8 protein-coding genes are annotated in these 18,120 nt (G+C 65.0%); 3 read left to right on the top strand and 5 right to left on the bottom strand.

Annotation, left to right across the window (positions count from 1 at the left end; all coding sequences use genetic code 11):
* Positions 1–98: 98 nt before the first annotated feature.
* From J3489_RS25870 to J3489_RS25860, 3 genes are all read left to right on the top strand, one after another.
* A complete protein-coding gene (locus tag J3489_RS25870) occupies positions 99–1,175 on the top strand; it encodes a hypothetical protein (protein ID WP_207002933.1) in 1,077 nt (358 codons plus the stop codon).
* Positions 1,176–1,308: 133 nt separating this feature from the next.
* On the top strand, positions 1,309–5,127 hold the full coding sequence (locus J3489_RS25865; RefSeq protein ID WP_207002930.1) for an anthrax toxin-like adenylyl cyclase domain-containing protein: 3,819 nt from the start codon (positions 1,309–1,311) through the stop codon (positions 5,125–5,127).
* A 28-nt stretch (positions 5,128–5,155) separates the two neighbouring features.
* Complete coding sequence (locus tag J3489_RS25860) at positions 5,156–5,446, top strand: hypothetical protein (RefSeq protein WP_207002929.1); 291 nt, start codon at positions 5,156–5,158, stop codon at positions 5,444–5,446.
* A gap of 356 nt (positions 5,447–5,802) precedes the next feature.
* Here the strand turns inward: J3489_RS25860 and J3489_RS25855 are convergent, their stop codons facing one another.
* The 5 genes from J3489_RS25855 to J3489_RS25835 form a co-directional block, all read right to left on the bottom strand.
* Positions 5,803–9,438 carry a hydantoinase B/oxoprolinase family protein gene (locus J3489_RS25855; RefSeq protein ID WP_207002927.1) on the bottom strand — a complete coding sequence of 1,212 codons (3,636 nt, stop codon included), beginning with the start codon at positions 9,436–9,438 and terminating at the stop codon, positions 5,803–5,805.
* A 301-nt stretch (positions 9,439–9,739) separates the two neighbouring features.
* Positions 9,740–10,633, bottom strand: a complete 894-nt coding sequence (locus tag J3489_RS25850) for a LysR family transcriptional regulator (protein WP_207002926.1) — start codon at positions 10,631–10,633, stop codon at positions 9,740–9,742.
* Positions 10,634–10,751: 118 nt separating this feature from the next.
* Positions 10,752–14,438 (bottom strand): autotransporter outer membrane beta-barrel domain-containing protein, encoded by a 3,687-nt coding sequence (locus J3489_RS25845; RefSeq protein ID WP_207002924.1) that lies wholly within the window; start codon positions 14,436–14,438, stop codon positions 10,752–10,754.
* Positions 14,439–15,191: 753 nt separating this feature from the next.
* Entirely contained in the window at positions 15,192–16,769 is a 1,578-nt protein-coding gene (locus tag J3489_RS25840) for a lytic polysaccharide monooxygenase (RefSeq protein ID WP_207002922.1), read from the bottom strand.
* A gap of 772 nt (positions 16,770–17,541) precedes the next feature.
* On the bottom strand, positions 17,542–18,000 hold the full coding sequence (locus J3489_RS25835) for a CopD family protein (protein ID WP_207002920.1): 459 nt from the start codon (positions 17,998–18,000) through the stop codon (positions 17,542–17,544).
* Positions 18,001–18,120 lie beyond the last annotated feature (120 nt).

Below are 18,120 nucleotides of genomic sequence, written 5' to 3'. Positions count from 1 at the left end.
GCGCCATCACGAAATTCGCGCAATCCGTCATCGAAATCCCCCCCGACGACGTGCTGTCCGCGGAGCGTTATATCGGTAGCAGCGTCGAGTACAAGCCAGTGCAACGCGAGCAAATCTATCTGCATGAGATGGTTCACGCCTTAACCAAGGAAGGGGATCCAGTCAGTACTCGCGCGCTGCGCAACCGGGGGCCGATCGTCTATCTCACCGACAAGATCCTGAGCGAAGCCGGCTACGATTTTCCGCAGCAGGTGATGTATAGCCGTCCGCCCACCGACGCCTCGCTGCCGAAAACATTGCCGCCGCATGAACGGCCTGGCTACGACTGGGAGACGGTAGCCCGCGCGATGGAGGTGGAAAACCGCTACCTCGACGGCATCGCCGATGCTCAGGCGGGAGCCGTGAGACAGACCCGCATATTGGGTGAAGCGGTTGAAAACCGTCTCACGGTCAAGGAAGTCGACGCGATGCATGGGGAATTGGCCTCGTCGACGCAACGACCGGGCGAAGTTCCTTATTTTGGGGATCGTTTCGAAGCCGGGTTCAAATCCGCGGTCGATACGCAGGGGCGCAGCCCTCGATCGAAGGAGGTTCTTGGCCACATCGATTTTTTTTACGGCGAGCTCTATAGGAATAGCAAGCTGTTTCGCCGTTTGTTCGATGCGTTTGCCGGCGCGCGTGCGCCGGGCGAGGGTCAAGCCAAATGGAAATTCGTGCTGCCGCCGGAGGGCGCCGCGGGCGATCCCGTGGCCGCGCGATTCGCGCACGGCGTCGACGAAACGGCCAGGACGGTTCATTTGTCCGGCGCCCCGGCTTATTACCTGAGCAATGAGGGCATCGCCAAGATCGAGCGCTGCCGCGAGCTGACCGAGGCGATGGTGCAGATTCTTACGCGGCGTGGCGGTGTGGCCGAAGACCTGGCTCATCGGAACCGAGGCGCGGTTGTCTGGCTGGCCGATCGAATTCTGCAGGAAGCCGGTTATCCGTATCCGAAGCGCATCGCTTACGCCACGGCGGCTCAGTCGGACACCGTTGCGCAAGAACAGTTGGCCTTGTACGAAACCGTTGCGCGGCGTGCGGCCAGCGCGGAGGACCGCCATCTCGACAGCTTGCATCCGAAGCGGAACAGGCAAGTCCTTGCATGCCTCGGTTGCCGGCCACGCACGCATTCTTAGGCGGCGGAACCCGTGCGGCGCGTCGCGGCACTTATCACGATTACCGATCCTTCTCGCGTGTCGCAGGTCGCAGCCCGGATGCAGGCGCGCAGCGCCGGCAAATGCCGCAATCCCGGAGACAAAAAGGTGATCCATGAAGCTGTCTGCACTATCGCTTCGTCAGGTCTTCGTCGAGACCACCCCGCTCGCCGACCCTACCGGCGAGATGAGCGCCCTGCTCGACGAAGGTCAGGTCTTCGACGGGACCACGCCGCTCGCTGACCCTACCGGCGAGATGAGCGCCCTGCTCAACGAAGACCTGCCATGGGACGAATACATCCAGCAAACAAAACCCGACTCGCCTTTCCGCGCATGGTTTCGCGAAAACCACGCGAAACCCGCGCCGGGCGTCATCGCGGACCCCACGCAAATGGCGCAAACACCCCAACGCGCGGGACGTCCGCCTCGTTACGTGGCCAATGTCATCTATGGGCAAATGGCCGGCATGGCTTCGGTATGCAAACCCGGCGAGCGCTCCCGAGGTATGACAATCGCCCAAGACAGCCTGCCCGAATGGCAACAGAGCGGCAATTGGCTGCGCGCCGTCGAGTCGCTGCTGACGCGTCCGGCCCAAGCCATCGTCGAAACCCACCTATTTACGCATTGCGGCCCGATCGCACCGCAATTGCGCGATCAGATCGCACGCATCGCCCAGACGGTCGACATGCTGGCCGGCTTTCTTCCGCCGTTCGCCGTGCCGCAACTCGCGGGCCAGGTCGCGGGCCGTCTCGCGGATGCGGTCGAGAACAAGCCGCTGGATGCCGATGCGGAATTGAAAGGTCTGCTGTCGTTCGGGTTCAGCCGCGGTGATCTTCCCAGCGTGCGTCGATCCGGCAACACATTGACCGTCGGCAGCGTGAAGTACATGGACTTCGGCGGCACACGCTACGCGGTGCGGCACGAGTCTGCGGAGCGGATGGAGGCCTACGACCCCGCGCGGCCGGACGACCCGGGCGTGTGGCTCGACAAGCCGGCGAGCGGATCCCCGCAGCCCGTCATCCCCGAGCATTACGCGGCCGAGCCGCGCAATAAACCGGGGCCACCTGATCAAAACGGGATCAGCACCGCACAGCTCGACACCTTCATCACGTATCGCAATCGCCATTACCCAGTCAGTCACGACCCGGCGTTCCATACCTGGCGAATCGAGCCGCCGCCCGACATGCCGGGCGCTTACCGGATTCCAGTCGAATACGATCGCGTTGCGAAGACATGGTCGCCGCGCTCGCTCGAAGCGGACCTCACGCTGTCGGTGTCTATCGACTTTCCTACGACAGGCCCCGCCGGCCGCTTCGAGGTCAAAAACACCGCCGTGCCAGACGCGCCGCGCGACGCTGTCCTGCCCGAGCTGAACGAAGTGCTGGGTGTCGTGCAGTGGGGCCGTGCGGCGCACGGGTTTTCATTCGACAAGCCATACCGGCAACGTTACGACACCGCGTCCGACGCACTGTCCGGCGCGCAGAGAAAAGCGGTGCACCGGTTCGTCGCCGCCGACCCGTTGCTCGGCAAACCGCTGGATATGAACAACGAAAAGGCCATCTTCAACTCGCGCGACGCTACCTTCAATAAACGGTCGGCGCTCGATCAACTGCGCCGCTATGTCGACCTGAGCGACGCGTTGTACGAGATTCCAGCCGAGCCTGCCGATGGCAAGCCGCTCATCGCCGTCGGCGAACCTGGGTTGCTCGATGCGTTCAAGGCCGGCGACATCGTGACGAATGGCGAGATGCCGTTGTCGGCGACAGCCGACGGCAAGCATGCGAGGCGCGTCCTCGCCGATCAGGTCACGACCGGCGCGCGCGCGAAAAATGATGCGCGGCTGCTTTTCGTGGTGCATGGGCGCTCGGCGCGTCCCATTGCCGGTGCCCTCGCCGCCGGCGCGCGCGACGAAAGCGGCCGGGTCTTCGCGGCGGGCACGCGATTCCGTATCGAGTCGATCACGCGGGCGACGCCGCGCAAGCTCGAAGCGAGCGCGCCACCACCGGCCTCGCGCATGATGTGGCACCCGCAGCAGAAACAGCCCCTGCCTCCGATCGACTCCGGCGTGGTCGTCGTGCGCCTGCAAGAGATGTTGCCGTACGACGGCCCGGCGCCTGTCGTGGATGCGAAAAACATGCGCACCGGCGCCGCCGGGCGGGTGCTGCGGCCCGACCTCGAAGAAGAGCGGCTTGCGGCGGCGCTGCTTGGCGCAGGGGCCGAGACCGACGGGCGCGGCATGCACACGATTCCCGACGGCGGCAAGTTCGCGAAGGTCGACGGCAATTGGCAACGGGTGCGCCACTCAAGGAGCCGGAACCGCTGGGAACTGACCGACCCGCGGCGGCCGCATGAACCCGGCATGCCGATCGTGCGCGACGGACAACGCGCCGGCTGGCGCTCGGCGATTGCGCCGCAGTGGGCGGTAGCGCCGCGCGAGCCGCTTTCCGAGAAGGGGACGGACGGTCTTCAGTCGGGAGCCGACGGCCAGAAATACATCGCGCTGTACGGCCGTCACTATCCGGTGCACTACGATGCCCAGGGCAAAACATGGCGCATCGACGACCACACATATCGCACCGAGCCAAGAAACGAATACCTGATCCAGAATGCCGCCGGCGTGCCGGTGCGCTTCGACAAGACCGCCGATCGATGGGATGTCCGGCGCGATGCCTATGAACCGTTCAAATTGAAGGCCGCCGGACGAGATTCGCCCCCGCCCGGCATCGTCTCCGGTCTGGATGCTGTCAAGGCCCGCACCGGCATCGTGCCGGAACACTTGCCCATACTTCAGCAGGTGGCCGAAGAGACCAACCAGATCATCGCGTTTCGCCCGATCGAACGACAGGCCACGCAGCTCATCGCCGAGGCTTATCCCACCAAGAATTTCCACATCAAAGGCAAGAGTTCGAACTGGGGACCGATGAATGGATTCATTGCGGTCGATCAGACGTTCAGCAAACTCAACGGCCGCCCGGATGCAATCGAGAATTTCAACGAAAAGGTGCGCGAGAGTCTGGCTGCGCCCGCGAATCAGCCCGATGCGCCGCCGCATGCGGTGGCAGGACAGTTGTCGATCAGCCGGGAACGCATTGACTATCTGAGGGCGGAAGGATTGATCACGTTGCAACAGGAAAAGGACGGCCGTCTCACCATTTCCGCTCGGGGCCACGATGGAAATGACTATACATTCACGGCCATCCCGGACAAGGGCATGTACAGGATCGAACATGACGGCAAGCCATTGGACGTCCTATGCGACCCCGCCACCGGAAAAGCGATCACCGCCGACTACGACCTGTTGCTGGTGGCGCCGCACATCAGCAACTACGGCCCGCCAGACAGGCTGCCGGTTCCCGATACGTCGCATGACGAATTCAAGGCGCGCATGGAAAGCTACGGTTTGTTCAAGCGCGGGGGCGTCGATGCGCTGCCCGAACCGCTGCGCACGTACTATAAGGACCCAGCGGAGTTCTACAACGCCGAGCACGAGCACGAAGGCAACGCGTCCAAACGTGTGATGGATCTGATCAAGAGGCTCAACAAGGCGCTTGGCCGTACGTGGCGGCAACGGGATGAGGAACAGGAAGGGCCGGAACCACGGCCGCAAAGAGGGCCGGCAGTGGTCCACCACAACATGGACGCCACCAGCCCGGCGACAGACCCGCAGGCCAACTATCCGGCCACCTTCTTCCTTCCGATCGAGATGGGCGGCCTGGACAAAGTGGTGCTGGTCGAGAACGAGAAAGCCTTGGCTCACCTGATTCAAGTGGCCAAGAACCATCATTACCAGGTGCCGCTCAACCCCAAGTGGGAAGACGACGTGCGCGTCATCACCCCTAGCACGCTTGGCAACGCCAAAAGGAAACTTTCCGGCGAGGGTGAAACCGAGCGGAAAAGTTGGCGCACCGCGATGAAAATTCCCGACCGCGAATGACTTGAACCTATGACAAGGATGACCACTCATGGCTTCAGAATCCGATCTGTTCCGAGTATTCAACCCAAGACTGCGGCAGCGCCTCACGGCAATGAACACCGCCACTCGGGCGCTGCGCGAAATGGGCTATCGCATCGTCGACCAACAGTTGACAGCGACGCCCGGCGACCGTCCCATCATCCAGATCGATCGCGCCGCCCAGCAGTCGATCAGCCCTCTGTTGGATCTCACGACAGATCGACAGTGGCGCAATGAAAGCGGCAAAAAGCGCGGCTTCGTCGCGTTCATGAACGTAACGGTCACGTGGGAACCTGCCTGAAAACACCCATCAGAAAGTCCAACAACACCATTACGGCTGCGCCCGGCCACGCACGCAATCCCAGGCCAGCGGCCGGCATAAACGACGAAAGGTGGCTAAGTGTTATCCCGTGCGCCGGACGCCTGCGCAGACGGGCTTTGCGCCGCCTGATTGGCCGCTCCTCCGGACATGTCGCTTAACGCTTGACAGGGCAACTGGCGAAATATCGACAATACGATGGCGTCCATAGCATCCCGCTCGACGAGAAAGGCGGCACCGCCGAATTTAGCGGCCCGCGATGCGATGTCATTGGCCCCGGTGCAAGCTGCCGGCGCAAACCACCGGCGCGCCAGCAAGCGAGCGCCGGCTGCCTCACGTCAGGCTCGGCCGAAGCCCCCGCCGCCCGGCGTCTCGATCACGAACACGTCGCCAGGCTGGACGGTCGCCGTGTGCGTCGCCGCGAACGTCTCGACACTGCCGTCGGCGCGCTCGATCCAGTTGCGGCCGGGCGCGGCGTCGGCGCCGCCCCGCAGCCCGAACGGCGGCACGCGCCGGTGGCCGGCGAGGATGTTCGCTGTCATCGCGCGCACGAAGCGGATCCGCCGCACCGCACCGTCTCCGCCCCGGAACTCGCCGGCGCCGCCGCTGCCCCGGCGGATCGCGTGCTGCTCGACCAGCACCGGGAAACGCCATTCGATCACTTCCGGATCGGTCATCCGCGAGTTGGTCATGTGCGTCTGCACAGCCGCCGTCCCGTGATAGCCGGAGCCCGCGCCCGAGCCGCCCGCGATCGTCTCGTAATACTGGTGGCGCTCGTCGCCGAACGTGAAGTTGTTCATCGTCCCCTGCGACGCTGCCATCACGCCGAGCGCGCCGTACAGCGCGTCGGTGACGGTCTGCGAGACTTCGACGTTGCCCGCGACGACAGCCGCCGGATACACCGGGCTCAGCATCGAACCCTCCGGGATCCGGATATCGATCGGCTTGAGCACACCCTCGTTCATCGGAATGTCGTCGTCGAGCAACGTGCGGAACACATACAGCACGGCGGCCTTGCAGACGGAGCGCGGCGCATTGAAGTTCGTCGGCCGCTGTTCGCTCGTCCCGGTGAAATCGACAATCGCGCTGCGCGCCGCAGGGTCGATCGTCACGCGCACCTTCACGATCGCGCCGTCGTCCATTTCGTACGCGAACTCGCCGTCGGCGAGCTCGCCGATCGCGCGCCGCACGGCCTCTTCCGCACTGTCCTGCACGTGCTGCATGTAGGCGAGCACCACCTCTGCGCCGTAGCGGTCGGCCGCGCGCAGCAACTCGCTCGCGCCCGTCTCGCAGGCGGCGATCTGCGCGATCAGGTCGGCGATGTTCTGGTCGACGTTTCGGCTCGGATACGGTCCCGCGGAGAACAGCGCCCGCACCTTCTGTTCGAGGAATACTCCGCCGTGAACGATCTGCTCGTTATCGAGCAATACGCCCTCCTCGAAGATCGTCGTGCTGTTCGGCGGCATCGAGCCGGGCGTGATCCCGCCGACATCGCCGTGATGGCCTCGCGCGGCGACATAGAACAGCAGCCTCGCGCCGCTGCGATCGAACACCGGCGTGACGACCGTGATGTCCGGGAGGTGCGTGCCGCCGTTGTACGGCACGTTCAGCATGAACACGTCGCCCGCCTTCAGCGTTTGCGCATGCTGCGCGATCACCGCATGCACGCTGTCGCTCATCGAGCCCAGGTGAACCGGAATATGCGGCGCGTTCGCGATCAGGTTGCCGGCGTGGTCGAAGATCGCGCACGAGAAGTCCAGCCGTTCCTTCATGTTGACCGAGTACGACGTTTTCTCGAGCGTCGTGCCCATCTGCTGCGCGATCGACATGAACAGGTTGTTGAAGATTTCCAGGCGTACCGGATGCTGCTTCGTCATGATCGCGGCGCCCGCGTCCTTGACGGCTTCCTCGGCACGAGACAAGAGCAGCGTCCGGTCGTTGAGCACCGTCGCCCGCCAGCCGGGTTCGAGCACGATCGTCGAGATGTCCTCGCTGATCAGCGCGGGACCGTATAGCGTCTGGCCGATGTGGAGATCCCGGCGCGCATACAGCGCGACCATCCGCGCCTGGCCGTCGCGATAGACGCGCACGCGCTCGACCTGTTCATGCGCGGCCGCCGTCGAGCGCGGCACGTCGATTTCGGCCGACGCCGGTTGCGACATCGTGCCGATCGCCTCGACCGCGATCGATTCGATGACGACCGGCTTGCCCTCCATGACGAAGCCAAAGCGCTGCTGATGACGCTCGTCGAATCCCGAGCGCATCGCCGCGGCCGAGCCGTACGGCACGTCGAGCACCGAGTCGGTATCGCGGTATTTGAGGCGCGCCGTGCGCTCGGTACGCACCCGTTCGCGGGGCACGCGCTGCTGGAGGATGTCGCGCTGCGCCTCGTCCGTGAGCACCGCATAGCGCGCGTCGAGCGCGGCGGCGGCCGCATCGTCGAGCTCGGCCTCGACCGCCGACTCGCGCATCGCGCGCAGGTCGGCGAGGCCCATCCCGAACGCCGACAGCACGCCGGCAAGCGGATGCAGCACGATGCGCCGCATCCCAAGCGCTTCGGCGACCTGGCACGCGTGCTGACCACCGGCGCCGCCGAATGCGCACACGGTGTACTCGGCGACGTCGTAGCCGCGTTCGACCGAGATCGTCTTGATCGCCTGCGCCATGTTGTCGACCGCGACCGCCAGGAAGCCTTCGGCGATCTCCTCGGGCGACATCCGCTGGCCGGTCTGCTTGTGCACGTCGCCGGCCATCGCGTCGAACTTCGCGCGCACGATCTCGACGTCGAGCGGCAAGTCGCCGCCGGGCCCGAAGACGTGCGGGAAGCGGGCGGGCTGCACCCGCCCGAGCATCACGTTGCAGTCGGTGACGGTCAGCGGGCCGCCGTTGCGATAGCAGGCCGGCCCGGGATGCGCACCCGCCGATTCGGGGCCGACCTTGAAGCGGCCGCTCTCGAAGCTGCAGACCGACCCGCCCCCTGCCGCGACCGTGTGGATATGCATCATCGGCGCACGCACGCGCACCCCTGCCACCTGGGTTTCGAACACGCGCTCGTAAGCGCCGTCGTAGTGCGTGACGTCGGTCGACGTGCCGCCCATGTCGAAGCCGATCACCTTGCTGATGCCGATCGCCTCGCAGGTCTTCACCGCACCGACGATACCGCCCGCCGGCCCGGACAGGATCGCGTCCTTGCCCTGGAAGCGGTCCGCATCCGTCAGTCCGCCGCTCGATTGCATGAACATCAACCGCACCGCGCCGGTCTCGCTCGACACGCGGCCCACGTAGTCGCGCAGCACCGGCGACAGATACGCGTCGACGACGGTCGTGTCGCCGCGCCCGACGATTTTCATCAGAGGGCTGACCTCGTGGCTCAGCGAGATTTGCGTGAAGCCGATCTCGGCGGCCACGCGCGCGAGCCGCTGCTCGTGCGCCGGATAGCGGTAGCCGTGCATCAGCACGATCGCGATCGACGTGATGCCGTCGGCGAACGCCTGCGCGAGCGCCGTGCGTGCGGTGTCCACGTCGAGCGGCTGCAGCACGTTGCCCTGCGCGTCGACGCGTTCGTCGATCTCGACGACGCGCTCGTACAGCAGTTCGGACAGCGCGATGTGCCGCGCGAAGATGTCCGGGCGTTCCTGATAGCCGATGCGCAACTGGTCCGCAAACCCGCGCGTGATGGCGAGCAGCGTGCGCGCGCCGCGGCGCTCGAGCAGCGCGTTGGTCGCGACCGTCGTGCCCATCTTCACGACCTCGATGCGGTCCTGCGGCAGCGGCGTGCCGGCATCGATGCCGAGCAGGTCGCGCATGCCCTGGACGACGGCATCCGGATAACGTGCGGGGTTGTCGGACAGCAGCTTGTGCGTGACGAGGCGGCCGTCCGGGCGGCGTCCGACGATGTCGGTGAAGGTGCCGCCGCGGTCGACCCAGAATTGCCAGGATCGGGCGGCGTGGTCGGCATGCGTGTCGTGGGTCATACGGAATGCTCCTGCTGGATGGTGGGATGCGGCTGGCTGGTCTGTGCCAGCGTCGCGGACCCGAGTCACGGGCCCTTGCGTGGTCTCGCCCCAGGCGCTGCGAGAGCGAGAGCGGCGATTCTCCGCACCGCGAAATCCAGCGTCCAACTAGAAAACTTGGCCCTCGGCCATAGCAAAATCCGATGAGCTGCAAACGCCCGCCGCGCGGCGCTTTCGCGGCCGCGGGTTGGCCGGTCCGGCGGGAGGTATACGGGATAGTCCTAATGAAACGCAGCCTGGATGAAGCGCCGCGGAATCCATACTACGGCCCGGCCTCGGCGCCATAGCGCCGAGCCACGCGCTGCGCGACCCGCACGATCCGCTCCGGCCATTCGATGCCCGCGCCGACGTGCCACGCGGCAACAATCGGCATCGGCGGCGGCAGCGGCAAGCCGTCAAGCACGTACAGGCGCTGCTGGGCGAGCAGGTCGCGCACCAGGAGCGGCGGCATCACGCCAACACCGAAACCGTTGCGCACGAGCCGCGTCATCGCGGCGACCGAGTTGACGCAGCTGATGCCGCTCGTCTCGATGCCGTGTTGCTGAAGCAGCCGAACCACATCCTGATGCGGACGGGAATGCCGCGAAAACGTCACGAGCCGCTGCTTGCCCAGATGGTCGAACGCATCGAGACCCGGCGCACGGCACTGCGCTGCGATCCAGCACATCGGATACCGCGCCAGTTCGACGCTGCAGACCGATTCGCTGCGCAACAAGTCGGTGTGGAACGCGACATCGAGAAAACCCTTGAGCAACTGCTCGCCGAGATTCAACGCGGTGTCGGCGGTGACCTCGACTTCGAGGTTCGGATACACGCTCGTCAGCTCGGAAATGAAATCGACGAACCAGGTATGGACGACCGTATCCATGGCGCCGACCCGCATTTTCCCGACGGCGAGATTGTCGGTCTGCAGGCTCGCGCGCAACGCGGCGACCGTGTCGACGACGAGTTCGGCGTGGCCGAGGATGCGTGCGCCCTCGGCGGAGAGGGCGACGCCCTTCGTATCGCGTACGAAGAGTTTCGCGCCGAGCTCGGCTTCGAGCGCGGCGATCCGGCTCGACACGGAGGCCTGCGTCGCGCACAGTTTGTCGGCCGCAAGGCTGAAGCTCTTGAGCCGTGCGACCCAGAGAAACGTTTCGAGAAACCGCAGATTCATCGCATCGATCCAGAAGTTCGTTCTACTGGCGGACGATCTTAAACGATCGTGGCCTGGATGATGCACCGCGGAACCCCGGACGCCCCGAAGGAAGCGCCCTTAGGATGTTCCGCTTCGCTTACCAACGATATCTGCAGCCCGCCTGGCCGTACACGTTTTGCCGGTATGCGGAGCCTACGCTGTGCGAATAGGTCCCGTTCGCGTACAGCTCGGACTGCTTGCCGGACTGGACGGTCACGCCAAGGCCGAACTGATACCACGTCCGCCCGGGGCTCGAGCCGATAACCGTTCCGCCGACCGTCGTCTGCCCCGGCGAGAGGAAGTCATGCAACAGGTCCGCCGTGAAGTACGGCGTGGCGGCGCTGGTGTGCGACTCGTTCTGCATGTCGGCGCTAAGCAGCCTGAACCCGAGCCGCCCGCGCAGCGCCTGCGTGCGGGTACCCGAAATGTCCGATATGCCGTCGCCGAATCCCTGCAGATTCAGATACTGGTACATCAGCTGAGCTTGCGGTTCGATTGCGACGCGCGTAGCCGCCAGCTGAAACGGCTTGCCGATTTCCTGCGAAACCGCCGCCCCGAAGCCATGCTGGCTCGCCCCGACACCATTGCTGTCGCTGTAGCGATTGCGGTAGTGCGTCAACTGGGCCACGCTGTCGAAGTACGTGCCGTCTTTCAAATACCGGGTCCAATAGCCGCCGACGCTCTGCGCCTGGGTTTCGGCCGATCCCGTGGAAGTCGCTCGAGCAGCCATGCTGCGCAGACGGTCGGCAAAGTCCGCCGACGACGAGCCGATCGTCACGGTGGCGCCCGCGTGCGTGCTGCCCCCGTCCCGCGGCTCGGCAAACGTCCAGTCCTTGCCGAACTGCGCGAAAAACGTCGCGCTGCTGCCGGAAAACCGATCCGTCGCCTGCATCTCGAGGTTCTGCCCGCCAACCCGGCCCCAGATGCCATTGCGGGTGCCGCTCGCGGGCTGCACGGCACCCGGCACGTCGCCGACGCGCTGCATCAGCGTGCCGAGCGTCGAAAAGCCGTATTCGACGTTCAAGAGCGGCATGACCGAATAGCCGGCGACGCCAGGGCGGTAGGCCGGCGGCGGCGCTGAGCGGCCTTGCACCTCCTGCCCCGGCTCCTGCGCCTGCGCCTGCCCCTGCCCCTGCCCCTGCCCCTGCCCCTGCCCCTGCTCTTGCTCCTGCGCCTGCTCTTGCTCGTGCGCCGGATCCCGATCTTCGAGCGTCGAACGCAGATACCAGTTGCCGTCCTCGGCAGCGCTCCCCGTTCCGTTCTTGTAAAGCGTGTACTCGTAGGCACCCGCGCTCAGCGGGCCAAGTTGCGCGAACGTGCCGTTCGATGCGCCGTCGACTTTCACGACCATGATCCCGTTGCCGGTCGTCTGCGCGCCCAGACCGCCGGCGTTGTTGATCCGAATGCCGGTCGTTCCGGACGTGTTGCCCTGAACCTCGAGGCGATCCGTGACTGACGAGGAATCGCCCAACACCGTATTCATGACGATCGCGCCGCCATGGCCTACGTAATCGCCGGACAACTTCATCACGGTGCCCGGCACGCTGCCCATCCGGATCGAACCCGCGTTGCGCAGCCCGGACACCGTCTGGCTGAAGCCGTTCAGGTCGAGGACCGCCGCATGGTCGACAGTGAAGACCGACGCCGGGCTGAAAGCGCCGGCCGCGCCTGCTCGCAGCGTCCCGGCCGCCACCGTGGTTTCGCCGCTCCACGTATTCGCAGCCGCCAACGTGAGCGTGCCCGCGCCCGCCTTGGTGAACGAGCCGGAACCCGTGATCGATGGATCGAGCACTGCGTCGAAGCCGCTCGTATCGACGGTGCCGCCTGCCGCGCCGAGCATGATCGGCGACGCGGTGCCGAGCGGCGCGGCGGCGCCGTAGCGCAACGTGCCGCCATCCAGTGTCAGCTCGGACAGCGCTGACGGGCCGGTCATCGTCCAAACCGAGGCCCCGTGGAGCGACAGGTTCGCGGTGCTGCCCGCCTGCGTGAACGCCGCGCCGCTCAACTGCGAACGGTCGGCTGTCAGATTGAGCGCCGCGGGTGCGCCATTTGCATCGCTCGCGACGACGAACAGGTTGCCGCTGCCCCCCGCCAGCTTCGATTGCAACACGGTGGCGTTCAGCGTCGTGCCCGCCACGCGGATACCCTCTCCATTTGCCGCGGTGAGCGTGCTGTTGGAGATCGCCGCCGTGCTGGGTCCGCTATCGTAGGCGGTTGCGGAAAGCGCAGGCGCCCCGGCCCCCAGCGTAAGCACCTGGCTGTCGGCGATCCGGATTGCGCTGCCCCCGCGCACTTCGGCGCCGGCGGCCCCCGCCCCGGTCGTCGTGACGCTGACGCCAGTTGCATTGAGCTCGGCCCCGGAGGTCGTTCCGTTCATCAAGCCAGCCGAGAACAGACCGCCGGCGCCCGCGCCAGCCGTGCTCACGGAGCCGCCCTTGAGATTCACCGTACCGCCCAGTTGCGCCGCCGCGCCGCGGCTGCCGTCGCCCGTCGTGATAACCGCCACGTCGTTCGCATTCAGAATCGCGTTGCCGGCAGACAGCAGGCCGTGCGCCTGTTTGCCGGCGGTCGTGACCGAGCCGCCGGAGATGTCCAGCACACTCGCGGCGCTGCCGTCCGGACCGACCGTGCCGGCCGCCCGATCGACGGCCGCACCGTGAGCGCTGCGGCCGCTCGTCACGATGGACACCTGGTCGAGCATCATGCCGGTTCCGGCAAGCGTGTAGGCCCCGATCGCACTTTGCCCGGACGTAGCGACGACGGTGCCGCTGGCCGTCAGCGTCGAGCCGGAACCGATCGCATACAGCCCGAATGCATAAGCACCCGAGGTCCGGATCGAGCCGCCCGTCAGCGAGACGAGACTGTCGTTGTTGGCCTGGGCGCCTGCTGCCCAGCTGCCCGAGGTTTCGATGATCGTGTCGTTGGCGCGGATCTCGGCATTCTTCAAGAAGGCGAACAGGCCGTTCGCCTGATCCGCGGCGGTCGCGACCGCTCCGCCGTCGAGGCTGACGGAACCGCCTTGGGTCGCGTAGACGCCGCCCAGCGAACCCGGGCCCGCCGCGATCCGCGTCGACTCGCCGGCCGCGCTACTCCCGGTGACGATGCGGCTGCCCGCTCCGTCGACATACAGGCCATATCCGTTCACGGCATTCACCGAGCCGCCCTGGAGCGTGACCGCGCCGCCGGACTCGGCACGTATGCCACTCGCGTTGGGTGCCGTGGTCGAAATGCCGATATCCGTTGCCACGATCGAGCTGTCGGCGCCCTCCGCCACAAGACCATGGGCCAACCGGCCCGACGTGCCGATCGTCCCGTTGCCGAAGGTGATGGCCCCGCCCGCCATCGCGTATCCGCCATAGGCAAAGTCTCCGCCGATCGTTAGCGCAATGCCGTTTGCAGACACCGAACTGCCGCCGCCGCTCGCGGAGACGCCGTGGCCAAGCGTGCCGCTGGTGACGGCGCGCAGGCCTGCGCCCAGATCGACTGTCCCGCCGGAGTCGGCCACGACGGCTATGCCGTCGACATCGCGGCTTCCCCCGCTGTGCATCGAAATATCGGCCGAACCGGTGATCGTGCCGCCGTTGCGCGCCCACACCCCGTAACCGCCCGGACCGTCGACGCCGCGCACGACGATCGGGGTAGCGGCATCGACGCTGATGGACACGCCGTCCGCCACGACCTGCTGCGCCTGCGCCGACGCACCGTTCATGAGATGGACCGCGAGCAACACTGCCGCCGCCGGCGTCAAGTTCCGCTCCGCGCCACCCTCGAATTCATTTCGCATTCCCAATATTCCAGAATAAATTTTCGGATTCCTGTGTGCGCTACACGCAGGATTAGCCCCTCGTGGCATGCCATTCTCCAAACGACGCCGCCCCTCGCACAATCGGACAATTCCTAAATTAGCCTGTGTAGGCGAAACTTCGCCTTCCCAACGGCGGATGAGCGTGGACGGGAGGTTTTCGCTGCATTTCCACGAGATGGTGAGCCTGGAGTGAAGCGAGACCCGCAAGGGGTTGACTGCCCGTGGGCGGCAGGCTAGGGAAAGTGGTTGATCATCTATGGATGATCATCAAGTTGAACGAAACAGGAGTCCGCACGGTTGAACAGGTGCGCGCCATTCTCGATGGCACCGAGACGCTGGAATTTGTCCCCGCTTCGAATGCGCCCGCGCGCTGCGCATGGATGCGCTTGCGGGCGCAGCCGCGGCATCGACGATGTCGCGTGCGCCCTGGTTGGGATCGGATAGAAGGAGGCGGCCGGCATACTGCGGCCGCCTCGCCAGGAACGAGGCGTGGATTGCGCTCATTCCCATACGGGGCCCCGCCGCTTCCCGCGGCGGGTACGATGCCCCGGCTACAGCAGTGACGCCTTACTCGGCAGTCCAGGCATCAGTCCATGCACGCCCCTTGCCCGGTTCATAGGCTTCAGGAGCCTGGCCACACCAGCCCGAGGCCGGGAAGGCCTTGCACTCGCAGGCGCGGCCGTTGTGCTGAACGATCTCGCCGCCCTTGTAGGCCTTGCCCGCCTGGTACGACTAGAGGTCGCCCGCAGCCCCCTTCTTGACGGTGAACTTGTACTTGAGCGACTTGGTGGTCTTACCGTCCGAAACCGAAAGGGTGATCGGGAACACCGAGTCCTGCGAGACCGCCTTAGGCGTCAGCATGACGGTCACCGCCTTGTTCGTACCGCTGTTCATCGTGAACTCGGCGGCGTCGAACTTCCACTCGTACGACAGCTTGTCGCCATCGGCATCGCTGGACATCGCGGCCGACAGCATGAACATTTCGCCTGCCTTGGCTTCGCGCGGGCCGTCGATCACCGGCTTCGGCGCGTTATTGGCACCGCCGGACTGCGAACCCTTGACGGTGACCGTGTGATTGGCTTTCGCGCTCGCCTTGCCGTCGTCGACCGTAACGGTGAACGTGTACGACTTCGCTTCGTTCGACTTCGGCGCGGTGAAGGAAATGGTCGGGCCGTTCTTGGTCGCAGTGATGCCGGCCGGGACGGTCCAGCCGAAGGTCAGCGTGTCGCCGTCCGGATCGGTCGAGTCGCTGGCGGACAGGGTGACCGCGGCACTGGAGTCAACCTCTGCCGGGCCGCTGATCTTGGCGACAGGCGGCTGGTTGCTGCCCGGCAGGTGACCACCGCCGTTGTCGCTGCCAGGATCGGTCGCGTCGATGGCAAAGTTGTACTCCTTGCCATTGCCGAAGATGTCGTTCCCATCGGCCGCCTTAACGGGAGTGATCTGCCCGTCAGTGCCCATCTTGCCGATCTTGACCCTTTGCGACTTTGCGTTTACGTCCTTGGCCAGGGCATAGATCCATTCGGAGGCAGCGGTCTTGCCGGCGTCAATGGTGATGCTGTGCTTTTCCAGATCGCTGCCGCGCGTCTTGTCGAAGACACGCAGCGACAAGACAGTTCCGACGTCCTTCTTACCACCACGGATATCGCCGATGTCTTTCCATGGCGACGAAGTGCCCGTCACCTCCACGTCGGCGCAGGCGTAGAACGCCTCCGGGCTGTCACTGCGCTGCCAGACGTTATAGACAATCCGCTTACCCGTCATGCCCGCCGGAATCTTGACCGGCATATTCGTCGAGGATTCGGCGCCTTGCTTGCCAACCTCGCCGATCAGTTGCAGATCGTTCCACTGAAGCGGACGGCTGAAATCGTAGCTATCCTTGGTAATGTAGCTCTTGAAATATGCAGTCGCATGCGGAGCGGTTTGCTTGTACTTGAACGTAACATTGCCGTTCGCATCTGGGGTGATGACCGTGCGCTTCCACTCCGTAGTCATATTCAGTGCCGCCCAGGCGCCGCCCTTGCCGCCTGCACAGAGTGTCCCATCGGGAACCACGCCGGTATGGTCGCCTCCAGCTGAACTTTGAAGATTGCTTCGCCACTCATATTTTTGGGTGCCAAACTTTTCGCATCCTTTACTATCAGACCCCCCGTAGCAGACGTATTCCCGGCTCGGCGGGAATTCCAGCGTCCCGTGTGCCGACGCGGCACCAGGGGCCAGCAGCATCGCAGCCGCCGCGAGTTGCGTGAGCGCGAGGCCGGGGGCCACGATTTTCGCGAGCTTCTTCGGAGAGGTTTTCAAATCAGCCATCAAACGTGTCCTTGCAAATGTAAATTGGATCGTGCGTTGGAGGGCACACCCGGCAGCGCGCCACATAAGACGGCGCCTCGCAACGAAAAATGACAGGAACTGCCACAACGGATATCCGGGCAAGCAGTCCGGTGTTGGTGTCCACCGTTAGCCGCCTAGTTGACGGATGAGGCGTATTCTTTCAGCGCAGCAATCGCTGGCAAATAATCCTCAATGCAATCTGAAAGGCGGCGGCCTCAAATCTGAAGTGCAACACGTCGCCATCCGGTGATGTCCCGTGAATGGCAAAAGTCACGCGAATTCAAGGCTCAGGTGATCGCGGCGTGCCAAGGGCCAGGCGTGTCGATTGCGGCGATCGCGTTGCGTCACCGGCTCAACGCGAACTTGCGTGAAGCGAGATCCGCAAGGGGTCGACTGCCGGTGAGCGGCAGGCTATGGAAAGGGGTTGATCATCTACGGATGATCAACAAGTTGAACGAAACAAGAGTCCGCACGGTTGAACACGTGCGCGCCATACTCGATGGCACCGAGACGCCGGAATGGGTCCCCGCTCCGACCGCTCCCGGCCGTTTGTCTAAAAAAGACGGGGAGCCGGCAAAGCCGTCATATGCGGGGGATTAGGAAACGCTTGCGAAGGGGGCGTGCCGTTTGCGCCTGCGGGCAAACGGTCCCGTACGAGCCACGCGCCGGGCGGCCGATTCGGGAGCGAAAAGCGACAATAACGGCGCGAATGCGGTCCAGCGATCAGTTGATGGAAAGATCGCGATGCCGTTTAAAACCCGCGCGAAAGCACCGCCAGTCCCACCGTCACGACCCCGAGCACCAGATTGATGATGACGAGGCGCCGCACCGTGCCGACGGCGCGCGCGCCGTCGGGCCATTTCTGCGCCTGCACGGCGCGGCGGATGCGCGGAAACACGGCAAAGCGCAGGTGCCCGAAGATCAGCATCATCAGGATGCCGAGCGCCGCCATCGCGTGCAGCGGCCACACCGCATGGGCGCCGCCGAACTGCATCAGGAGGAAGCCGCCCGAGAGCAGGATCACGAGCACCGAGCCCGCCACCCAGTTGAAGAAGCGCGCGAACACCGCTTCGAGGAGCGGCAAGCGCAGTTGCGGCGACAAGTCGGAGAGCGCCGGGCGCAGGCAGAAATTCGCGAACACCATGCCGCCCACCCACACGGCCACGCCGAGCAAGTGCAGGAACAACGCGACATCGATGGCTTTGGACATGGTGAGCCTTCCTTTCAGTTCTTCGATTTATTGGACTACGGGGGTATGCGGGACGATTTGCGAACAGTCTGGACCGCTGCGTCGAGGGCGTTCGACCGCTCGCGCGGCGCACAGTTCATT

Origin of the sequence: Trinickia mobilis, assembly GCF_017315705.1 — a bacterium.
In the GTDB taxonomy this organism is placed as follows: Bacteria; Pseudomonadota; Gammaproteobacteria; order Burkholderiales; family Burkholderiaceae; genus Trinickia_A; species Trinickia_A mobilis.
This window is presented reverse-complemented; position numbering and strand designations above follow the sequence as displayed.

Excerpts from the sequence above, each read along its gene's own strand:
- J3489_RS25865 (WP_207002930.1), top strand. The coding sequence starts at position 1,309 with ATGAAGCTGTCTGCACTATCGCTTCGTCAGGTCTTCGTCGAGACCACC.
- J3489_RS25860 (WP_207002929.1), top strand. The coding sequence starts at position 5,156 with ATGGCTTCAGAATCCGATCTGTTCCGAGTATTCAACCCAAGACTGCGG.
- J3489_RS25855 (WP_207002927.1), bottom strand. The coding sequence starts at position 9,438 with ATGACCCACGACACGCATGCCGACCACGCCGCCCGATCCTGGCAATTC.
- J3489_RS25850 (WP_207002926.1), bottom strand. The coding sequence starts at position 10,633 with ATGAATCTGCGGTTTCTCGAAACGTTTCTCTGGGTCGCACGGCTCAAG.
- J3489_RS25845 (WP_207002924.1), bottom strand. The coding sequence starts at position 14,438 with ATGCGAAATGAATTCGAGGGTGGCGCGGAGCGGAACTTGACGCCGGCG.
- J3489_RS25840 (WP_207002922.1), bottom strand. The coding sequence starts at position 16,769 with ATGGCTGATTTGAAAACCTCTCCGAAGAAGCTCGCGAAAATCGTGGCC.
- J3489_RS25835 (WP_207002920.1), bottom strand. The coding sequence starts at position 18,000 with ATGTCCAAAGCCATCGATGTCGCGTTGTTCCTGCACTTGCTCGGCGTG.